This window comes from Gorillibacterium sp. sgz306347 (assembly GCF_059735245.1).
Map to the genome: position 1 here is coordinate 61,002 of NZ_JCAPET010000013.1, position 21,394 is coordinate 82,395.

Sequence of the window (21,394 nt, forward strand, 5' to 3'; positions counted from 1 at the left end):
TCAACCTCCGGAAAATTCTTGGATCAGCCGTTCCTGCGCTTCTTGGAAATTGACTTTTTCGTGCGTCTTTTGACGCGTGTATTGATTGATGCCGCCGATATAACTGATCGCCTGATCGATCTCGGGGTTGGACCCCTGCTGATAAGCGCCGATATTGATCAAATCCTCCGAATCCTTGTAGACCGAAAGCATCCGCTTCAGAAAATCGGCGGCGTCCTGATGCTCCTCCGGCACGATCTCCTTCATGACCCGACTGATGCTTGCCAGCACATCGATGGCGGGGTAATGCCCTTTGTTTGCGATATTCCGGTTCAGCACGATGTGCCCGTCCAGAATCCCCCGCACGGCGTCGGCAATCGGCTCGTTCATGTCATCCCCGTCTACCAGCACGGTGTAAAAAGCGGTAATCGAGCCTTTCGGCCCGGTTCCGGACCGTTCCAGCAGCTTCGGCAGCATGGCGAAAACGGAAGGCGTGTACCCGCGCGTCGCGGGCGGTTCCCCGACGGCCAGCCCGACCTCGCGCTGCGCCATGGCAAAGCGGGTCACCGAGTCCATCATCAGCATGACGTTCATCCCGCGGTCGCGGAAGTATTCCGCGATGCTTGTGGCGATGAGCGCCCCCTTGATCCGGATCAGCGCGGGCTGGTCGGACGTGGCGACAACGACGACGGAACGGGCGAGACCTTCCGGCCCCAGGTCCCGCTCAATGAAGTCCAGGACCTCGCGTCCGCGTTCCCCGATCAATGCAATCACGTTGACATCCGCCGACGTATTGCGCGCCACCATGCCGAGCAGGGTGCTCTTTCCGACGCCGGAGCCGGCAAAGATGCCGACCCGCTGTCCGCCGCCGATGGTCAGCAGACCGTCGATGCAGCGGACGCCGACGCTGATCGGCGTCAGCACCCGGGGGCGCTTCAGCGGGTTTCCCGGCTGGTTGTTCGTCGAGTAAGTCGCCATCCGCGAAGGGAGCTTGGAGCCGTCGAGCGGCTGGCCGAGCCCGTTCAGCACCTTGCCGAGCAGCTCATGGCCGACCTGCACGGTGAGCGGCTTCCCGGTGCTGACCACTTCGCAGCCGGGGCCGATGGAATGCAGCTCGCCAAGCGGCATCAGAATAACCTTGTTGTCGCGGAACCCGACCACTTCCGCTTGAAGCGGTTCCTTTGATTTGTACGGATAGATGAGGCAGACATCTCCTACGCTGGCATCAGGTCCTTCGGACTCCACCGTAAGGCCTATGACTTGCGTCACCTTTCCGCCTACGACAACAGGATCGATCTGCTGCAGGTGCTCCACATACCGGGAAGCATCAAGCCGTTTCTGCATCCGCGTCCCCTTCCCCGCTGCCCGCTACGAGCGAGTGCAAAGCTTGCTTGATTTCTTTCAGCTGGGTATCGATCCGGGCATCGACGCTGCCGAATTCCGTCCGCACCACGCAGCCGAGATCGGATACCGTAGCGTCGGGGAGAATCTGGAGCTCGGCTTGCGAATCAAGCGCCAGCATAAGCTCCGTGCGGGCTTCATGAAAGTAGGAAAAATGCTTGGGCGCCACGCAAAGCGTGACCAATCCTTTCTCACGCTTGCGGGCCAGCACCTTTCGCGCATGATCGGCGATCCAGCCGGGTTCCACCGACAGCTGACGCTGCAATATCTTTTCCGCGATGGCGGCAGCCACTTCGATCAGAAAAGGCTCGGCCTCGGCCACAATCTCCTGCTTCACGCGGTAGGCGTGCTCGAGAACCGCCGATGCTTCCTCCGTCATGGCCGCGTATTCGCCGCGAACCTCTTCGTCCGCCTTGATGATGCCTTCCCGGTAGCCGATTTGATACCCGTGCTCCCGCGCCGCTTCCTCCGTTTCCGCGTCCGCCCGGCGGCGTTCCTGCCACCAGGCTTCGGCCTCCGAGCGCGCTTCGTCCAGAATCCGCGCGGCTTCTTCCCGGGCCTGGCGGATTTGTTCCTCGGCCAGCTCCTCGGCATCCCGAAGAATTTGGTCCTTTACGCCCTGCAGCCGCTCCAGCTCCTGCTCGCGCCGGATCGTTTCTTCATCTTTCTCGGGAACAACCGGATGCGCCTCCCGGTACCGCTGAAGAATAAGCTCCAGATTGTCCACCAGCTTGGCCTGATCAAGATGAATATAGCCGCTCGGTTTAATGAGATTAGACAATGACATCGTCTCCTCCGCCGCGGGCGATGATGATTTCTCCGGCTTCTTCCAATCTCCTTATGGTGCCGACAATGCGCGTTTGAGCTTCTTCGACGTCTCTCAGGCGTACCGGACCCATGTACTCCATTTCCTCGCGGAACGTTTCCACCATCCGCTTCGACATGTTGCGGAAAATAACCTCGCGGACTTCCTCGCTCGCCACTTTAAGCGCAAGCTGCAGGTCGGCGTTTTCGATGTCGCGGATAATCCGCTGAATCGAGCGGTTGTCGATATTGACGATGTCTTCGAAGACAAACATCCGTTTCTTGATTTCTTCCGCCAGCTCGGGGTCCTGAATCTCCAGGGAATCCAGAATGGTGCGCTCCGTCCCCCGGTCGACGCCGTTCAGAATCTGAACGATCGACTCGATGCCGCCCGTGGACGTATAGTCCTGGGTAACGGTGGCGGAAAGCTTCTGCTCCAGCACCCGCTCGACCTGGCTGATGATTTCCGGCGAGGTGCTGTCCATCAGCGCGATCCGTTTGGCCACCTCCGCCTGCTTTTCCTGCGGCAGGGAGGAAAGGATCATCGACGCCTGATCGGGCTGCAGATACGAAAGCACCAGGGCGATGGTCTGGGAATTCTCGTTCTGAATAAAGTTTAGGATTTGACCCGGATCCGCTTTGCGGGCGAAATCGAAAGGCCGCACCTGAAGATTCGCCGTCAGGCGGTTGATGATATCCACCGCTTTTTGCGAGCCCAGCGCCTTTTCCAAAATTTCTTTGGCGTACGCGATCCCGCCCTGGGAGATGTATTCCTGGGCCATGCAGATTTCGTGGAACTCGGACAAAATCATTTCTTTTTCCGCCGAATCCACTTTTCTTACGTTGGCGATCTCCAGCGTAAGCTGCTCGATCTCCTCGTCCCGGAGATGCTTGAAAATTTGCGCGGACACCTCAGGCCCCAAGCTGATGAGCAGTATGGCGGCTTTCTGGCGGCCCGACAAACCATGTTGAATGCCTTTAGCCAAGAGTTCCCACTCCTATTCGTCTACAAGCCAAGTCCGCAGAAGATTGACAAATTCCTCCGGTTTTTTCTTGGCCAACATTTCCAGCTGCTTGCGGACCTGCGTCTCGCTCGTTTCCGCATCCAGATCGATCGTCGGATATTCCACCTTCGTCGGCAGCGGTTCGGCAGCGAGCAGAATGTCCTCCTGCTTTCTCTTCCTTCTTGCCAGGAAGAAGGCTCCGAAGCCCACCAGCGCAAGCGCCAAGGCTCCGATTCCGCCCCACAGCAGCCAGTTGATGCCGGTTTCCGCGGCGGCTTCCTCTGTCACGGCAGGCGTAGTCGAGAAGACCGTTACCTTCGCGTTCAGCTGCTCGTCCGTCGGCGGCGTATCGGCGTTGGCAAGCGATGCGCTCACGACACCTTTGAGCAATTTTTGAATATTCGCCTCTAAATCTCCTAAAGGTTGTCCATTGGGTGTTTCAATCCCGACGGAAATGGTTAAGTCATTAATATGATAGGGAGATTTCTCTATCACATTGTGGATTCGGTCGACTTCATTATTAATGGTACGGGATACTTTCTCCGACGTGGTGTTTCCTGTCGCCGTATCGCTCGGATACGTGGGGACATCCGTTTCGCCGGTTCCGGCAATGCCGCCGGTCGGCGAGCCTTGGCCGGAATAGCTTTCCTGGATTTCCTGAATGCTGATAGCGATCCCCTCGTCGTCCACAACCGGGCGGACGAGGTTTTCCTCCGTCGATTTCTTGTCAAAGTTGATGCTGGCCACAACGATCGGAACGACCTTGGCATTCTCGCCGAGCACTTCCGTCAGAATGCGCGTTACGTTCGCCTGAATGTCCTTTTCGAACTGCTTCTTGATTTGGAACTGCATCGCGGCTGCACTGCTCGTCGTGTCGATCGCGTCGTCCGACTTGGAGTAAGGCAGCAAATTGCCGGAAGTGTCCGAAATGCGGATGTTCTCGATCGGCAGATGATTGATGCTCATGGATACCAGCTGGTACATGGTGTCGATGTTCGACTGATCCAGCGAATAACCGGGTTTGAGCGTCAGGATGACCGCCGCCGACGAATTCTCGGCTTCTCCTTCCGTCAGAAAAACCGATTCTTTCGGACGGGTAATCATGACATTGGAAGAAGCAACCGCATCATACATATTGAGCATTTTTTCAAGCTCGCCCTGCATCATCGAAAGCTCTTTGACGTCGAATTCCCGGTCCGTCGTACCGAAGGCGCTCGTTTTGAGCGATTCGTACCCGATGGCCCCGTTCTGGTTCAAGCCCTGGGAAACGACGTTGATTTTGACGGAAGCTACATCGCTGCGCGGTACGGAAATGCTGCCTCCGTCGGGACTCAGGACATAAGGAATGCCGGCCGAGTCCAGGTATTGCGTTATCCCCGCCGCATCGTTGGCGTTCAAGTCTGTAAACGCCAGCGCGTATTCCGTGCGGGAAAAATACATAATCAGCAAGGGGATCGAAATGGCGATGACCGCCACAATGGACAAGAACGCAACTTTTTGCGTTTTTCCGAAATTCGACCACCTTGTTTTGGCTGTATTCAAAATTTGCTGAAACCTCTCGTTCACCGTGTCACCCCATCTAAACAGGCAATAAATGATTTATCCTACAACTGCATCCTCATGACTTCCTGATAAGCTTCAATCATTTTATTGCGTATTTGGACGGTGAATTCCAGACCGAGCGACACTTTCTCCGCCGCGATCAGCATTTTATCGACATCGGTCGACTCGCCTTGCATAAACTGAGTGGTCAACTTGTGGGATTCCTGCTGCTGCGCCTCCAGGCCGGCAAGCGCTTGATCGAGCGCTTCCCCGAATTGCTTGGAAAGCTCCGTGCCCGAGGAACCTCCGGAAATTTTCCCGGAAACAGGCTGAGCAAATAACTGATTGTAGGCAATCGGATTGATCATGATTCGCACTCTCCACTCTTGTTCTGTTACTTGCCGATTTCCAGCGCTTTTACAATCATGGCTTTGGACGCATTAAAGGCCGTTACGTTGGCATCGTAAGCGCGGGTAGCGGCGATCATGTCAACCATTTCCTTGAGCGTGTCCACGTTCGGCATCAATACGTTACCGTCTTCGTCGGCATCCGGATGCGTCGGATTGTAGACGATCTTATACGGTGCCTTGTCTTCAACAATACGGGAAACCTTTACGCCTTCTCCCGTCGATGTGCCCATTTCATTCTGAAGATAGGACTGAAAGGGCTGGGACGTTTTCGGTTCCATGACGACCATTTTCCTGGTGTAAGGCACCCATTTTCCGTCCACGAGCTTGCCTCGGGTCGTGGTCGCGTTCGCGATGTTTGCCGAAATTACGTCCATCCGAAGCCGGGAGGCGGTTAGGGCCGAGGTACTGATATCAAAACCGTTAGTCAGCTTCATCGATTATCTCCCCTTGTCGATTGCCGTGCGAAGATGACGGATTTCGTTGTTCATCTGCTGAACCAGAACACTGTAGGTCAGCTGGTTTTTAGCGGAAAGCGCGGCTTCCGCATCCATGTCGACATTATTCAGGTTGTTGTTCATCACCGATTTTTCATCGGTTACGATCTGAGGCGCGGCGTAAGCGCCGGCGCCAAATTGAAAATGACGGGGATCCGTGCGTTTTGCGGAAAAGGACAGGTCCGATGTCCCGTTCAGTTCTTTTTGGAGAAGATCCTCAAATCGCACGTCCGACCGCTTGAAGTTCGGGGTTTCGATATTCGCCAGGTTATTGTTGATGACACTTTGCCGAAGGCTTGCGGCGTCAATCGACCGTTCCAAAAGTTTGGCTACGGAGCTGGTAAGCAAGGTGTGATTTCCCTCCCATTTTATACCGTTTTTGTGAAGGACTTGACCGACATTGACAAGATCAGCCATCCGCTTCAAACCGAGATAGTCCAAGTATTCGGCAAAGAAAAGGCGTTTCCTTTCGACAGCGACAAGAATCGATAAAATTGCAACTTTTGTCGCATCTTTTGCGTTGTCTACATTCTCTGATTATTCCTGTTTTGACCATATTGGACAATATGAAAAAAGCCCTATCTTTGAAAAGAAAGGGCTTTTTTCATGAAAATTTATATTATTTAATTTTAATAATCATTCTATATTTTGGCTTTGTCCAAACCGCCAAGCAACTGGTCGTTTAAAATTCTGATATAGGTACCCTTCATGCCGAGCGAGCGCGTTTCGATGACGCCTGCGCTTTCCAGCTTCCGTAAGGCATTCACGATCACCGAGCGGGTGATTCCGACCCGATCGGCGATTTTGCTTGCGACCAGAAGACCTTCTTTTCCATGTAGTTCCTCAAAGATGTGCTCGACCGCTTCCAGCTCGCTGTATGACAAAGAATTGACGGCGACCTGCACGACCGCTTTGCTGCGTATCTCCAGCCCGCTCTCCTCCGCCTTTTCGCGGAGAATTTCCATGCCGACAATTGTCGAACCGTACTCCGCTAGCACCAGATCATCGTCGGTGAAGGGTTCTCCGGGCCGGGAAAGAATGAGGGTCCCCACCCGGTCGCCCGCCCCGGTAATGGGCACAACCGTGACATGGCCAGGCTCGAAAAGCCCGTGCAGCGCCTCGGTGGAATTCGACACCGTCTCTTCGATTTTGAGCAGCTGGGCGTTATAATCCGCCGGAATCCGCCCTTCCTGGAGAATGTGCCGCCTGGCTTCTTCCGATTCAAAGGGCCGGAGCGCCGCATAACCCAAAATCTTGCCTCTCCGGCTGATTACAAAAACGCTTGCTTCAATAATATCCTTCAGCACTTCGGACATTTCCTTGAAATTGACGGCTTTTCCCGCCGCCTGCTGCAGAAGCCGGTTCAGCTTCCGCGTTTTGACCAATAAACTCATAGCCCTACCCCCAACGTTTCAAAAAGAAGCCTGCGCGCACGGCGGCATCCGCCGTCCTCACAGGATGTATTGACTGAGATCCCGGTTTTTGGCGATTTCCGCCAGCTTCTCGCGCACGTATTCCGGTGTGATGACGAACGACTCCAAATGAAGATCCGGCGCTTCAAACGAAAGATCCTCCAGCAGCTTCTCCAACACGGTATGAAGCCGGCGCGCCCCGATGTTCTCGGTGTTGCGGTTTACCTCGGCGGCGATTTTCGCCACCTCGCGGATCGCCTCTTCGGAGAAGGTAACCTCGATCTCCTCCGCTCCGAGCAAAGCGGTATACTGCTTGGTCAGCGCATTTTGCGGTTCCGTCAAAATGCGGATAAAATCCTCCTCGTCCAGGTTGCCGAGCTCCACCCGGATGGGAAACCGGCCTTGCAGCTCCGGAATCAAGTCCGAAGGCTTGGCGGTATGAAAAGCGCCGGCTGCGATGAAGAGGATGTAATCCGTGTGAATGGCGCCGTATTTGGTCGTCACGGTTGAACCTTCGACAATCGGAAGGATGTCGCGCTGCACGCCTTCGCGGGACACGTCCGGCCCTCCGCCTCTTCCGGAGGAGGCTACCTTGTCGATCTCGTCGATAAAGATGATCCCCGACTGCTCGGCGCGCTTGAGAGCCGCCTGCACGACCTCGTCCATGTCCATCAGCTTGTGCGCTTCTTCCTGAATCAGCGCCTGCCTGGCTTCACGTACCGGGAGCTTGCGTTTCTTCCGCCGTTTCGGCATCATGCTGCCAAGCATTTCCTGGAGGTTCATGCCCATCTGCTCGTTGCCCTGGCCGGCCAGCATGTCGAGCATGGAAGGCGCGTTGTCCTCCACCTCGATCTCCACCGTCTCGTTCTCGAGCTCGCCGCGCCGCAGCTGCTCCAGCGTCTCCTGGCGGCGTTTGCCGACGGCCGGATCGACCGGTTTGGCTTCCTCCTCCTTGGCGGCGTTCTGGCCGCCAAAAAGCATCTCAAACGGGTTCTTGGACGCGCGCCCCGTATCAGCCGACGGCACGAGAATCGCCGCGAGCCGTTCCTCGGCCAAAACGGCCGCCCGATCCCGCAGTTCCTCGGCCTTCTCGGCTTTTACCATCCGCACTGCCGTTTCCACCAGATCGCGAACCATGGATTCCACGTCCCGGCCGACATAGCCGACCTCGGTAAACTTGGTTGCCTCCACCTTCACGAAAGGCGCATTCACCAGCTTTGCCAAACGGCGGGCAATTTCGGTTTTGCCGACGCCGGTGGGGCCGATCATCAGGATGTTTTTCGGCACGATCTCATCCTGCAGCGCACTGTCGAGCTTGCTTCTCCGGTACCGGTTGCGCAGCGCAACCGCCACGGAACGTTTCGCTTTCGCTTGACCCACTATGTATTTATCCAGCTCGGCAACGATTTCCCTGGGCGTGAGTGCTGTATCCTTCATTCGTTCCCAGCCTCCCGAATCATTCGATTTCTTCCACAATAATGTTATGGTTGGTGAAAACGCAAATTTCCGCCGCGATCTCCAGCGCCGCTCCGGCAATTTCTTTCGCTTCCATGCCGGAGGAATGCCGGGCCAGCGCGCGTCCGGCCGCAAGCGCAAAGCTGCCGCCCGACCCGATAGCCAAAATGCCGTCGTCCGGTTCAATGACCTCGCCGTTGCCGGAAATGAGCAGCAGGTCTTTGGCGTCCATCACGATCAGCAGCGCTTCCAGCTTGCGGAGCACGCGGTCGGAGCGCCACTCCTTGGCCAGCTCTACGGCGGCGCGCTGCAGGTTTCCGTTATGCTCCTCCAGCTTGCCTTCAAATTTCTCGAACAGCGTTATGGCGTCGGCCACCGAACCGGCAAAGCCGGCGATAACCTTGCCCCGGTAAAGCCGCCGGACCTTCTTGGCATGGCTTTTCATGACCACGTTGTTGCCAAACGTCACCTGTCCGTCCCCGGCGATCGCCCCTTTGCCTTTGTGGCGGATCGCAAATATTGTTGTGGCGTGAAAATCGCCCATGTCGCACCTCCGGGGGAATTTTGGAAAAACCCCTTATTTACTGAAAATTCTGAATGGCAGGAACAGGACCCGATCCCGCGCGTTCCGATCAAGGAAAACATATTTATCGTAACACAGCTGGCCTTGTACCTACAAGCGAAAGCGGCCCCGTTCGGGCCGCCTTTCGGTTAGAGAAGCCCCTGCTCGCCCGCGTACTGGCCGAGGCTGGCAAGTGCGCGTTCCGCAAGCTTTTCGTTTTTGAGCTTCTTGTTCCGTATCTTTTCCGCCAGCGGCGGGAAAAGACCGAAGTTGGCGTTCATCGGCTGGAAACCGGCGGGATCGGCATGGGTCACGTAATGCGCCATACCGCCCAAGGCTGTCTCCTGAGGGAAAATCAGCGGCTCCAGCCCGTTCGCCAGCCGTCCCGCATTGATGCCGGCAAGAAGCCCGGAGGCCGCCGACTCGACGTAGCCTTCCACTCCGGTCATCTGGCCGGCGAAGAAAAGCGTATCGCGTCCCCTGTACTGATAGGTCGGCTTCAGCAAACGCGGCGAATTCAGGAACGTGTTCCGGTGCATAACCCCGTACCGGACGAACTCGGCATTCTCCAGGCCGGGAATCAGCGAAAAGACCCGCTTTTGCTCGCCCCATTTCAGGTGCGTCTGGAACCCGACCAGGTTGTACAGCGTGCCGGCCGCGTTGTCCTGGCGCAGCTGGAGTACGGCGTGGGGGATTTTGCCGGTCTTCGGGTCCGGCAGTCCCACAGGCTTCATCGGACCGAAGAGCAATGTCTGGCGGCCGCGGGAGGCCATGACCTCGACCGGCATGCAGCCCTCGAAATAAATTTCTTTCTCAAATTCCTTGACCGGAGCGGTCTCCGCCGATACAAGCGCGTCGTAAAACGCGTTGAACTCTTCCTCGGTAAACGGGCAATTGATGTAGGCCGCTTCCCCTTTATCGTAGCGCGAGGCGACGTACACCTTGTCCATGTCGATCGAATCCTTCTCGACAATCGGAGCGGCCGCATCGTAGAAATACAAATACTCTTCCCCGAGCAGCTCCTTTAACCGGGCGGCGAGCGGAGCGGACGTCAGCGGGCCGGAAGCAATCACCACGATGCCGTCCGGAAGCTCCGTCAGCTCCTCATTGCGCACCTCAACGAGCGGATGCTCGCGCAGCGCCTGGGTGACCGCGCCGGAAAAACCGTCCCGGTCCACGGCCAGCGCCCCGCCCGCCGGCACGGCATGGCGGTCGGCGGACGAGAGAATAAGCGAGTCAAGCCGCCGCATTTCCTCCTTGATTACTCCGACCGCGTTGGACAAGCCGTTGGCGCGCAGCGAATTGCTGCACACCAGCTCGGCAAACTTGTCGCTGATATGCGCCGGGGTTTTGACGATCGGCCGCATCTCGTATAGAATCACGGGCACTCCCTGTTTGGCGATCTGCCAGGCGGCCTCGCTGCCTGCGAGACCTGCGCCGACAACCGTAACCGGGGTCCTGCTGCTTGCTGTAGTCAAACCGTACTCCTCCTTCTGGTTGTCCCGGCCGCAAAGGAAAGCTAAGCTTCCGCAGGAAGCTTAGCTTTCGGGCCGGTTTGTTTATTCGGCTTCTTCCGTTCCTTCCTCCTGGAGCTCCCGTTTGTAATCGCATGCGGTGCATTGAACGACAGGACCGTTCTTGGAGTTCTTGACGATCAGCATGCTTTCGCAGGACGGGCACTTCTCGCCGAAGGGCCGGTCCCAGGAAACGAAATCGCATTCCGGGTAACGGTTGCAGCCGAAGAAGATGCGCCCTTTCTTGCTGCGCCGCTCCACGATCCGCCCTTCCCCGCAGGTGGGGCAAATTACGCCGGTATCCTTGATGATCGGCTTGGTGTTGCGGCATTCCGGAAAGCCGGAGCAGGCGAGGAATTTGCCGAACCGGCCCATCTTGTAAACGAGCGGGCGGCCGCATTTCTCGCATATCTCATCGGACACTTCGTCCTGGATTTCAATTTCCTTCATTTCTTCCTCGGCGACTTCCAGCCGCTTCTCAAACGACTCGTAGAAATGCTCCAGCACCTTCACCCAGTCTTCGCGGCCTTCCTCGACATGGTCCAAATCCTCTTCCATGCGGGCGGTAAACTCCACATCGAGGATTTCGGGGAAGAACTCCGCCATCAGCTCGTCTACCAGCTCGCCGAGCTCGGTGGGGACAAATTTCTTCTCCTCCAGAGCCACGTATCCGCGCTTTTGAATCGTCTCCAGCGTCGGGGCGTACGTGCTGGGCCGTCCGATGCCCATTTCCTCCAGCGCCCGCACCAGCCGGGCTTCAGTGTACCTTGGGGGCGGCTGGGTAAAATGCTGCTTCGGCTCGATGCCGGACACTTCGAGAACGTCGCCCTGCTTGAGCGGGGGCAAAAGCCGTTCCTCCTCCGTCGTGCCGTCATCGTTGCCTTCGATATAGACCTTCATGAACCCGGGGAACTTCACCTGGGAGCCGGCGGCGCGGAAAAGATGCGACCCGGCGGCGATATCGGCCGTTACGGTGTCCAGAACGGCGGAGGCCATCTGGCTTGAAACAAACCGTTCCCAAATGAGTTTGTACAGCCGGTACTGATCGCGGCTCAAAAATTCCTTGATCGCATCCGGCTCGCGCAGGACGGAGCTGGGCCGGATCGCTTCGTGGGCGTCCTGGGTATTGGCCGCTTTCTTGGTGTACACCCGCGGGGTCTCCGGATAAAAAGCTTCGCCGTACTTCTCGGTGATGTACGATTTGGCTTCTTCCTGCGCCACCGGGGAGATCCGGGTGGAGTCGGTCCGCATGTAGGTAATAAGACCGACCGTTCCCTCTTTGCCGAGGTCGATGCCCTCGTACAGCTGCTGGGCGACGGACATCGTTTTGGAAGCGCGGAAGTTCAGCTTGCGCGCCGCTTCCTGCTGCAGGGTACTGGTGATGAACGGAGCGGACGGATTCCGCAGCCGTTCCTTCTCGCGGACCTCCGCGACCGCAAACGGCCCGTTTCCAATCTCCTTCAAAATCGCCTGAACATCTGATTCGTTCGACAGCTCCCGCTTCTGCCCCGCGCTGCCGTAGAATTTGGCCTCCACCGGCGCGCCTTTCTGAAGCAGTGCCGCCGTGATGGACCAGTATTCCTCCGGCACAAACTCCCGGATCTCATTCTCGCGGTCGTTGATCAGCTTGACGGCCACCGATTGAACGCGCCCGGCGGACAAGCCCTTTTTGACCTTCTTCCAAAGCAGCGGACTGATCTTGTAGCCGACCAGACGGTCGAGAATCCGCCGCGCCTGCTGCGCGTTCACCAGGTCCATGTTGATCGGGCGCGGCGTCTTGAACGCGTCCTTTACCGCCTGCTTCGTAATCTCGTTGAACACGACCCGGCAGGAGTCCTTCTCGTCGATGTCCAGGTAATGCGCGAGATGCCAAGCGATCGCTTCCCCTTCGCGGTCAGGGTCAGCGGCCAGATAAATTTTTTTCACTTTGCGGCTGGCGTCCTTGAGTTCCTTCAGAACGGGGCCTTTGCCGCGGATGGTGATGTATTTGGGCTCGAAGCCGTTATCCACTTCGACGCCGGTTTGGCTTTTGGGAAGATCGCGGATGTGCCCCATGGAGGCTTTGACAATGAATTTGCTTCCCAGATATTTTCCGATCGTTTTTGCCTTGGCGGGTGATTCCACGATCACAAGAGAATCTGCCATTGCACCGACCCCCTTCATTTGAGCGGTTGCTTGTCTTCGTTTCGCCGCGCCGGACGCGGCATGCTTTCATCCGCCCCGTTATCCTCCGGCAGCTTCCTCTGTGCAAAAGGAGCGCCGGCGACTATAAAAAAGCGGAGCGTGCTATTGTTAAGGTTTACCCATGATGTACGTCGAATGCGCCCGAATGGTTCCAACCCGCCGCTAAGACGGCCGGACTGCCCCGTGCTTCCGCAGTCCCGGCGCGGACGAAAACGGTTCCGAAAACCTGCTGGCGTCACCATTCATTTCTACACAATCGCGCCCTACTTGTCAAATATATAATGAAAGAACGATCTGGAACGGGATTCCAAAACCGCTCTTTTCTATTCTCTCTTTACCCCGAATTCTCCTTCCGACTCCCGAAGATATCGGCAAATATACAACCTTTATAGCCGGAGATACGCCGCTCCCGGAAGCGCTTTGATCCGCTTTTTCAAAGTCAGGGACAGCAGGATTTCGTGAAGGGCGCCAAAATCTTTGCCCGCGCCGGCCATCAGCTCGTCAAAGGTCGAGGGGATGTTCGACAAGAGGCCGAGCACCTCCCGTTCCGGGGCGGATAAAGCGCAAGCGGTTTCGCCGTCCGGTTCGGCCGAGAGGCCGGGAAAGCCGGCATAATCCCGCAAAATGTCCTGCGGCTCGGTCACGATCCGGGCGCCCTGCCGCAGAAGCAGATTGGTGCCGCGGCTTTTGGGCGAGCTGATCGGGCCGGGCACCGCAAACACATCGCGGGATTCGTCCAGCGCCTGATCGGCCGTGATCAGGGAGCCGCTGCGCTCCGCAGCTTCGACCACGATGGTGGCGAGCGAAAGCCCGGCGATGATCCGGTTGCGCAGCGGAAACAGCCCGGGGCGGATCGCCGTTCCCGGCGGGAACTCGGACACGATCAGCCCTCGCCGGGCAATCTCCGCGCGCAGCGGAGCGTTGTCCGGCGGGTAGACGACGTCGGGGCCGCCGCCCACGACGGCGATCGTCCCGCCGGCCGCCTCCAGCGCGCCCGCGTGGGCGGCGCCGTCGATGCCGCGCGCGAGACCGCTGACGACGGACGCTCCCGCGCGCGACAGCAGGCGGCCGATGTCCTCCGCCGCCCGCCGGCCGTACGCCGACGGGGACCTTGTCCCCACGACGGCAAACGCCGGACGGGCCAGGAGCTCCGGCCGGCCGATGGCGTACAGCGCCCACGGGGGCTGCGAGGTTTCGGCGAGCAGCGCCGGGTAAGCCGGGTCGCCGATCACGATGCAGCGGATGCCGCGCTCCGCGTAGCCGCGTTCCAGGTCGCTCCAGTCGCGGCCGTTCAGCCCGGCAAGCACGGCCTCCGCCCGTGCTGCGGGCAGGCCAAGCCGGACGAGCGCTTCGGCGGACAGACCGGGCAAAGCCGCCAGGTCTGCAAGCTCCGCCGCAAGCTTCAGAATCGTTTTCCAGCCCACTCCCTTGATCTCCTGAAGCGCAAGCAATACCGTTCTCCGGTCCATAAAGTCTCTCCTTTTCGGAACATGCCCCAGGGCAGCAAGGCCTGACACAGCCTAGACCCAGGTAAATAAAAAAACCTTTCCCGCCCGCGAGGGCAAGGAAAGGTTGCTTACCTGTTCCGTGTTCTTATATACTCCAAGCTTACGAATTTACGGACGCTTTCGCTGTGATGCATTTCTCAAGCAGCCCTTTTTCCGCCAGCAGATTCGCCAGCGTTTCGCCCATATCCGCCGGGGTGGGCGCCACGCGGATGCCCGCCGCCTCCAGGGCGGCCACCTTCTCGGCCGCCGTCCCCTTCCCGCCGGCGATAATCGCTCCCGCATGGCCCATCCGCTTGCCCGGCGGAGCCGTCTGGCCGCCGATAAAGCCGACCACCGGCTTTTTCATGTGCAGCTTGATCCATTCCGCCGCTTCTTCCTCGGCCGTGCCTCCGATTTCCCCGATCAGGATAACGGCGTAGGTGTCGGGGTCTTCGTTAAAGCGGCGCAGCACATCGATAAATTCCGAGCCTTTGACCGGATCGCCGCCGATCCCGACGGCCGTCGACTGGCCGATGCCCCGCACCGTGAGCTGATGCACCGCCTCGTAGGTCAAAGTGCCGCTCCGCGACACGACGCCGACATGGCCCGGCGTATGAATGTAGCCCGGCATGATGCCGATTTTGCACTCCCCCGGCGTGATCACGCCCGGACAGTTGGGGCCGATCAGCACGGAGCGTTTGTCTTCGAGATAACGCTTGACCTTGATCATGTCGACCACCGGAATCCCTTCGGTAATGCAGATGATCAGCTCCAGTCCCGCCTCGGCCGCCTCCATGATCGAGTCGGCCGCAAACGCCGGAGGCACATAAATCACGGAAACGGTCGCTCCCGTCGCGGCCTTGGCCTCCCGCACCGAGTCGAAAACCGGCAGCGAAACCGTCTGTCCGCTGTCCAGTGCGATCTCCAGCTGAGTGCCGCCTTTGCCGGGCGTGACCCCGCCGACCATTTTCGTGCCGTATTCCAGCGCGCCTTTTGTATGAAACAGCCCGGTTGCCCCGGTTATCCCCTGGGTGATGACTTTCGTGTCGCGGCCGATAAAGATGCTCATTCCCAACACATCCTTTTCTCGCTTATTCGAAAATCCGTCTGACGGCTTTCGCTTGACCGTCCGAACGCTGTCGCGCCGGATTTCCGGTCAGGCCGTTTGAACCTCGCGGACGATTTTTTGCGCCCCGTCGGCCATGGAGTCCGCGGCTATGATATTCAGTCCCGATTGGCTGAGAATCGCCTTGCCCCGGTCCACATTCGTGCCTTCCAGCCGGACCACGAGCGGACGGTCCAGCCCCACCAGCCGGGCGGCCGAAACGACGCCTTCGGCGATCACGTCGCAGCGCATAATGCCCCCGAAGATGTTGATAAAGATGCCTTTTACGTTCGTGTCGGAAAGAATGATCTTGAACGCTTCCGCCACTTTTTCCGCCGAGGCGCCGCCTCCGACGTCCAGAAAATTGGCGGGCTCCCCGCCGTAGTAATGAATGATGTCCATGGTTGCCATGGCCAGACCGGCACCGTTCACCATGCAGCCGATGTTTCCGTCCAGGGAAATATAAGACAGATCGTGCCGGGAGGCTTCGATTTCCTTCGGGTCTTCCTCATCCGGGTCCCGCAGCTGCTGGATGTCTTTGTGCCGGTACAAGGCATTGGCGTCAAAATTCAGCTTGGCATCCAGCGCGATAATCTCGCCCGAGCCGGTTACAACAAGCGGGTTGATTTCCGCCACCGTGCAATCTTTGTCCATGTAAGCGCTGTACAAAGCGGCCATAAACCGCACCGCCTTGCCGGCCAGTTCATCCGGAATGCGGATCGCTTTCGCAAGCCGTCTTGCCTGAAACGGCAGCAGTCCGACGGCGGGATCGATCGTTTCCCGAAAAATCTTTTCCGGCGTGCGGGCGGCCACCTCTTCGATTTCCGTTCCGCCTTCCTCCGAAGCCATCAGAACGACGCGGCCGACGCTGCGGTCGAGCACCAGACCGATGTAATACTCCTGGCGGATATCAACGCCTTCTTCGATCAGGAGCCGCTTTACTTCTTTGCCCGCCGGGCCCGTCTGGTGGGTAACAAGCACTTTGCCGAGCAGCTCCCCGGCGTGCTCCCGCACCTCGTCCAGCGACTTGGCGATTTTGACACCGCCCGCCTTTCCCCGGCCGCCCGCGTGAATCTGCGCTTTGACGACCGTTACGGAAGACCCGAGCTCCAATGCGGCTTCAACCGCTTCCTCCGCCGTATAGGCGACTTTTCCTCTCGGGACGGAAACCCCGTACTGCCGGAGCACTTCTTTCCCCTGGTACTCATGAATGTTCATCAACCGATCCTCCCATCATCTGAATGCGCGATCTGTCGGTGCAACAATACATAAGAAGAGTGTAGTGTCTATATCCTATTTTATTGACAAAATAAAAAATAGCAAATCGGGACCGGCTGCCGATCTGCTATCTTGTCTGCCCCAGGGAAAGCGGGCCTCTTTTATCTTATTCCTCCGTCTCCGCGCGAAGACAGCTTTTTACGTGATCAATAAATAAACGCGCCGGCAGGTTCAAGTACGTGTCCTTGTGATACACGATCCCGACCGGCTGAAAAGGCACCGGATCGACGATCGGCACGCGGCGCAGGCTTGCGTCCTGAAGACCCGACGCATATGACCGGGGCAGCACCGCGCCGCCCACGCCGCCCGCCGCCATCCGGCTCAGCGTTTCGAGCGTGGAAAGCTCGATTTTCGGCTTCGCCGCAAGCCCCGCCGATTGCATAAACCGGTCGAATAACTGACGGACGTAAAATTTCTTTTGCAGCAAAATCAGCGGAACATCCGCCAAGGCCGTCAATGGAATACAGCCGTTTCCATCCTCGGGAACCGGAAAATCGCGGGAAACGACGAGCTCCAGCGTTTCCTCGTACAGCGGCACGCGCTCCAGGCGTTCTTCGTCGAACGTCAAAAAAACGATCCCCAGGTCGAGGTTGTGATGCAGCAGCCCGTGCAGCGTTTCTTCGGTGGCGAGCTCGGCCAGGCTGAGTTCGATTTCCGGGTACAAAGAGTGAAAACCGGCGGCCGCGGCGGCGAGCAGGTGATTCCCCGAGCAGCCGATCCGCAGTTTGCCGCGCTTCATTTTCTTCAAATCGCCGATTGCATTGCGGGCCTGCTCCAGCTCGTGAAACGCGTTCGCGGTATGCTTCCGCAGAATTTCGCCCGCTTCCGTCAGGAAAATGCGTTTGCCGATCCGCCGGAACAAAGGCGTTCCCACCCGATGCTCCAAGAGCCGGATTTGCTGGCTCAGCGTCGGCTGGCTGACGCCCAGCTTGTCCGCCGCCCGGGTAAAATGAAGCTCCTCGCAAACCGCCAAAAAGTACTCCAGCAGCCGAAAATCCACTGTTTTCTCCTCCGAATCATTGACGTTGTCTATGATTTTAATTGACACTTTCGGATTGTACAATGAATTTCCGGTGCGTATAGTGTAAAATAGAAAAAACGGCAAGATACGATACTGGAAGGTGGACTTGACCATGACGAATTACAAGGCAGACGACATTCGTTTTGAAAAAGCGGTCTCCCTGAAGTCGAAGCCGGACTCGGCTTCGCTTGGATTCGGCAAATTTTTTACCGATTATATGTTCCTGATGGACTACTCCAGGGAAAAAGGCTGGAACGACCCCCGGATCGTCCCGTACGCTCCCCTGACGCTGGACCCGGCCGCGATGATCTTCCACTACGGGCAGGCGATTTTTGAAGGCATGAAGGCCTTCAAGGGCAAGGATGGCACGCTTCGTCTGTTCCGTCCCGAGAAAAACGCCGAGCGGTTGAACCTGTCCGGCGAACGGCTGAACATTCCCGCTTTCGACGAGGCGTTTTTTGTCGACGCGGTGCGCGAGCTGGTAGGCCGGGAAGCGGAATGGGTCCCGGAAGCGGACGGATCGTCCCTCTACATCCGCCCCTTCATCATCGCCACGGAGGTTGGACTGGGCGTCCGCGCCTCGAGCCGCTACCTGTTTATGATCATCCTCTCCCCCGTCGGCTCCTATTACGGAAACGGGCTGAAGCCCGTTGACATCCGCGTGGAGGACAAGTATGTCCGCGCGGTGCGGGGCGGCACCGGCTTCGCCAAAACGGCGGGCAACTATGCATCGAGCCTGAAAGCGCAGGAAGACGCGCACGCCGACAACTGCGACCAAGTGCTGTGGCTCGACGGCGTGGAGCAGAAATATGTCGAAGAGGTCGGCAGCATGAACGTCTTCTTTAAGATCGGCGGCAAGGTCTGCACGCCCATGCTGAACGGAAGCATCCTCGGCGGGATTACCCGCGACTCGGTGCTGCAGCTCCTGAAAAGCTGGGACGTTCCGGTCGAGGAGCGGAAAATCTCGATCGCCGAAATTGCCGAGGCGTACGAGAACGGCACGCTGGAGGAAGCGTTCGGCACCGGTACGGCGGCCGTTATTTCCCCGATCGGCCGGCTGAATTGGGAAGGCAAGAACATGGTCATCGGCGGCGGCAAGATCGGTCCGCTGTCCCAGCGCGTGTACGACAGCATCACCGGCATCCAGAACGGCAGCCTGGACGATCCGTTCGGCTGGACGATCGTCTGCGAAAGCAAGACGGCGGATTCCGCGAAGGCGTAAGCGCCGGCGGCGGATGAACCGGGTGCCAACGGCCGGAGAAGGGAAAGCTCCGATAGGATTTGGCGATGCAATAACAAAGAGGCCCTCATGCTGACATGAGGGCCTCAGCTTGTCGAGAAACCCAGCTCATTTTAGTTCCCGTGGGTGCTCAGTTTCGTTTGTGCTCGTTGTAAAGGGGGAAAACGAAGGGGGTACTTACTCCGTTAATCTCAGCGATCCTGTTGGGGTCGCTGTCTTCGTCCTATTCTGTACGGCTACCGTCATCAGCGCCTCCCCGTTTGCCTCGTTCTCCCTTTCTTCTCTCTGCTTTATTGGCTGAAAATCGCAAGTGGCGGGCACAAGCCCACGAAGTCCGGGAAAAAAGGCAAATAGATGCACAGCGACACTTATTTTCGATGGTGTCCCGTTCCGATCGCAAAATAAATCCCTAGACGCACTTAAATCTGAATAAACAAGCGATATCTGGAGAAAAGCGGAGAATTAATTGCTTTTTTGCAACTAAACGGTCGATAATGGTCAGATATAATCGGATTAGTTGCTTTATTGCACTTCCTGTCCAGGTTGCAAGCGCGAAACCCTCCGGTTAATGGGAATTCGCGCTTGCTGCCCTTTTGCACAAAAAATGCCTAACGAGACTTTCTCAACAGCCTGGGGACCTCATGCTTTCATGAGGTCCTGTTTGTCTGATTCGGCTTAAGCGCACCTTTCAGCCATTTGGCCTGCCGGTCCAATGAGAGGCTGGGCCGCCGCTTAAGCCAGTCCGTTTGAGAGCGGCGCGCCGGGCCTAGGCTCCCGTTCCGCCTGCTTGATGAAACGCAGCTCATTGCCGGCAAACTGGCAAACCTGGCACTGGATCAAAGGCTCCTCTTCCGGCAGCGCCTCGGGCTCTCCCGTCTCCAACTGCTGGCCCGTAAGGGCATCCTTCAGAAACGGCGTCGAGAACGTCGTCAGCCGGCTGAATTTGTATCGGTTGGAACGGCAGTTCGGACAAAAATAAGGTTTTTCTTCCATTGCATTCACCTCTTCTTTAGCATGCCCTTTTTGCATCTCTCCAAGCGTTGGGCAGAAGTCCGGACATGCAATGGCTTTACTCAGCGCATTGAAGCGCAGAAGGACGGCTTCTTGCCCAAAACAGCAAAAGCAAAGACCGCCGATTCCCGAAGGAATGGCGGTCTTTCCGCGACGGTCGGCCGGTCCTCCAGCAAGCACGGGCCGGACTGTCGCTTCCCTTTCTTTTGCTCAAAAAGCGAGCTTACGGCGTGGCCGGCATCTCCTGCTCCGGAGCGTTCAATGCTTCTTCCGGCACTTTGATTTCGCCGATTTCATTGTGTTTGGATACCGAGCTGTTCATATCCATGGTGATGCTGACCGACTGCCCTTCCACGTCGACTTTCATGGCCATGGAAACGCTCGTTTTGGTCGGATAGAACGTATCTTTTTGCACCGCATATTGAATGGTCATGGTTTCCACGTTCATTTGCTCCATCATCGCTTGTTCTTCGGGGGTGGACGATCCGCTCTGGCTCATGTATTCTTTGGCCAGCTCCTTCACCTGATCCCCGGATACTTCCGTAGTCAGCAGGTACTCATCGCCTTCCTCAACGATTTTCAAGCTATCGGTCAAGGTCTTCAGCTCTTCCAGCTGCGCTTCCGGACTGGCGGATTGCTCCAGCGTCGCGGTAAGGTCGGCAGTAAGGGAGGACGGAATCTTGACCCATTGCCCGTTTACTTTGGAATACATTCCGTCAGCCGTCAGATATTGCTCCACTTCCATGACCCCTCCCGGCGCAGCGTTGCCCGAGGACGTCATCACCTGATGCATGGTAAATGGCTTTTTGATGAATTGGGCGGTGGAGGACGTTTTGCTGTCGGCCGTGCGGGTTTGGCCCTCCAGGGTCATTTCAATATTTTGGGAGGTCTCGTTCAGCATTTCGAAGCTTTCCAGGCTTTTCCCGGCCTCCGTAGCTTTTGTGAGAAATTCTTCAACCGTGATGGCCCCGCCTGTTTCCGCCGCCGGTGTCTCGGTTGCTGCGGGCGATGCCGTCGCCGCAGGCGCGGAAGCAGCCGAAGTTGCAGCGCTTGCCGGGGACGCGGAGCTTTCGGCTTCTTTTTCTTTGTTCCCGCATCCGGCAAGGCTGAGTGTTAGTACAGTCCCCAAAATAACAGTAGTCCATTTCTTCAAGATGATTTCCTCCTAGACATTGTAATTTCCAACCCCCACTATTACCCAATCCCCTATCGTTTGCAACATTTTTCCGGAAAATCGCTCCATATGCCCAGAAAAAAAAGGAGGAACCTTCCTTCCCTCTTTTTGCTTCGGGCAAAAGGTACCATTGTCAAAAAATGAAAAGGGGTAACAGTCACTTCTGCCATCCGCCATGAAAACATGCTAATCCGCCCTTGCATATTTGTCATTTTCGTGAACACGAGAAGGAGAAACGGAGCCCATGCCGAAATTTAACAGGAGTACGATGCCGGATCCGGAAGATCCGGCGGCGGATAAAGGAAGCACCTTTCCGT

At 57.4% G+C, this 21,394-nt stretch carries 19 protein-coding genes; 1 reads left to right on the forward strand and 18 read right to left on the reverse strand.

Features of this window, described 5'->3' with window-relative positions:
- The 16 genes from fliI to AC6I6H_RS09485 all read right to left on the reverse strand — a co-directional run bounded on the left by fliI (position 1) and on the right by AC6I6H_RS09485 (position 17,631).
- Complete coding sequence (fliI, locus tag AC6I6H_RS09410) at positions 1-1,323, reverse strand: flagellar protein export ATPase FliI (protein ID WP_497953500.1); 1,323 nt, start codon at positions 1,321-1,323, stop codon at positions 1-3.
- Complete coding sequence (locus AC6I6H_RS09415) at positions 1,307-2,167, reverse strand: FliH/SctL family protein (RefSeq protein ID WP_497953501.1); 861 nt, start codon at positions 2,165-2,167, stop codon at positions 1,307-1,309. Before AC6I6H_RS09415 ends, fliI begins: the two co-directional genes overlap by 17 nt.
- The gene (gene fliG / locus AC6I6H_RS09420) at positions 2,154-3,170 is read right to left on the reverse strand and encodes a flagellar motor switch protein FliG (protein WP_497953502.1); all 1,017 of its coding nucleotides are present in this window, start codon (positions 3,168-3,170) and stop codon (positions 2,154-2,156) included. Before fliG ends, AC6I6H_RS09415 begins: the two co-directional genes overlap by 14 nt.
- A gap of 12 nt (positions 3,171-3,182) precedes the next feature.
- Positions 3,183-4,754, reverse strand: coding sequence for a flagellar basal-body MS-ring/collar protein FliF (gene fliF / locus AC6I6H_RS09425; RefSeq protein ID WP_497953503.1), 1,572 nt, complete (start codon positions 4,752-4,754; stop codon positions 3,183-3,185).
- 38 nt (positions 4,755-4,792) lie between these two features.
- Positions 4,793-5,098: a flagellar hook-basal body complex protein FliE gene (gene fliE, locus AC6I6H_RS09430; protein WP_497953504.1), complete on the reverse strand. Its 306-nt coding sequence runs from the start codon at positions 5,096-5,098 to the stop codon at positions 4,793-4,795.
- A 26-nt stretch (positions 5,099-5,124) separates the two neighbouring features.
- The gene (gene flgC / locus AC6I6H_RS09435) at positions 5,125-5,574 is read right to left on the reverse strand and encodes a flagellar basal body rod protein FlgC (protein ID WP_497953505.1); all 450 of its coding nucleotides are present in this window, start codon (positions 5,572-5,574) and stop codon (positions 5,125-5,127) included.
- Positions 5,575-5,577: 3 nt separating this feature from the next.
- Positions 5,578-5,982 carry a flagellar basal body rod protein FlgB gene (gene flgB / locus AC6I6H_RS09440; protein WP_497953506.1) on the reverse strand — a complete coding sequence of 135 codons (405 nt, stop codon included), beginning with the start codon at positions 5,980-5,982 and terminating at the stop codon, positions 5,578-5,580.
- A 293-nt stretch (positions 5,983-6,275) separates the two neighbouring features.
- Positions 6,276-7,028 carry a GTP-sensing pleiotropic transcriptional regulator CodY gene (gene codY / locus AC6I6H_RS09445; protein ID WP_497953507.1) on the reverse strand — a complete coding sequence of 251 codons (753 nt, stop codon included), beginning with the start codon at positions 7,026-7,028 and terminating at the stop codon, positions 6,276-6,278.
- Positions 7,029-7,085: 57 nt separating this feature from the next.
- A complete protein-coding gene (gene hslU, locus AC6I6H_RS09450) occupies positions 7,086-8,483 on the reverse strand; it encodes an ATP-dependent protease ATPase subunit HslU (RefSeq protein WP_497953508.1) in 1,398 nt (465 codons plus the stop codon).
- Positions 8,484-8,502: 19 nt separating this feature from the next.
- Complete coding sequence (gene hslV, locus AC6I6H_RS09455; protein ID WP_497953509.1) at positions 8,503-9,045, reverse strand: ATP-dependent protease subunit HslV; 543 nt, start codon at positions 9,043-9,045, stop codon at positions 8,503-8,505.
- Between the two features lie 167 nt (positions 9,046-9,212).
- Positions 9,213-10,541: an FADH(2)-oxidizing methylenetetrahydrofolate--tRNA-(uracil(54)-C(5))-methyltransferase TrmFO gene (gene trmFO / locus AC6I6H_RS09460; RefSeq protein ID WP_497953510.1), complete on the reverse strand. Its 1,329-nt coding sequence runs from the start codon at positions 10,539-10,541 to the stop codon at positions 9,213-9,215.
- Between the two features lie 81 nt (positions 10,542-10,622).
- Positions 10,623-12,722: a type I DNA topoisomerase gene (topA, locus tag AC6I6H_RS09465; protein ID WP_497953511.1), complete on the reverse strand. Its 2,100-nt coding sequence runs from the start codon at positions 12,720-12,722 to the stop codon at positions 10,623-10,625.
- A 425-nt stretch (positions 12,723-13,147) separates the two neighbouring features.
- Entirely contained in the window at positions 13,148-14,230 is a 1,083-nt protein-coding gene (gene dprA / locus AC6I6H_RS09470) for a DNA-processing protein DprA (RefSeq protein ID WP_497953512.1), read from the reverse strand.
- 139 nt (positions 14,231-14,369) lie between these two features.
- Positions 14,370-15,317 (reverse strand): succinate--CoA ligase subunit alpha, encoded by a 948-nt coding sequence (gene sucD / locus AC6I6H_RS09475; RefSeq protein WP_497953513.1) that lies wholly within the window; start codon positions 15,315-15,317, stop codon positions 14,370-14,372.
- 87 nt (positions 15,318-15,404) lie between these two features.
- Positions 15,405-16,571, reverse strand: a complete 1,167-nt coding sequence (sucC, locus tag AC6I6H_RS09480; RefSeq protein ID WP_497953514.1) for an ADP-forming succinate--CoA ligase subunit beta — start codon at positions 16,569-16,571, stop codon at positions 15,405-15,407.
- Between the two features lie 166 nt (positions 16,572-16,737).
- Positions 16,738-17,631, reverse strand: coding sequence for a LysR family transcriptional regulator (locus AC6I6H_RS09485; protein WP_497953515.1), 894 nt, complete (start codon positions 17,629-17,631; stop codon positions 16,738-16,740).
- Between the two features lie 133 nt (positions 17,632-17,764).
- On the opposite strand from AC6I6H_RS09485, the gene AC6I6H_RS09490 reads away from it, so the two are divergent.
- Positions 17,765-18,874: a branched-chain amino acid aminotransferase gene (locus tag AC6I6H_RS09490; protein ID WP_497953516.1), complete on the forward strand. Its 1,110-nt coding sequence runs from the start codon at positions 17,765-17,767 to the stop codon at positions 18,872-18,874.
- A gap of 750 nt (positions 18,875-19,624) precedes the next feature.
- Here the strand turns inward: AC6I6H_RS09490 and AC6I6H_RS09495 are convergent.
- Both AC6I6H_RS09495 and AC6I6H_RS09500 read right to left on the reverse strand, forming a co-directional pair.
- Positions 19,625-19,885, reverse strand: coding sequence for a hypothetical protein (locus AC6I6H_RS09495; RefSeq protein ID WP_497953517.1), 261 nt, complete (start codon positions 19,883-19,885; stop codon positions 19,625-19,627).
- A 241-nt stretch (positions 19,886-20,126) separates the two neighbouring features.
- Positions 20,127-21,056: a DUF6612 family protein gene (locus tag AC6I6H_RS09500; protein WP_497953518.1), complete on the reverse strand. Its 930-nt coding sequence runs from the start codon at positions 21,054-21,056 to the stop codon at positions 20,127-20,129.
- Between the last annotated feature and the right edge of the window lie 338 nt (positions 21,057-21,394).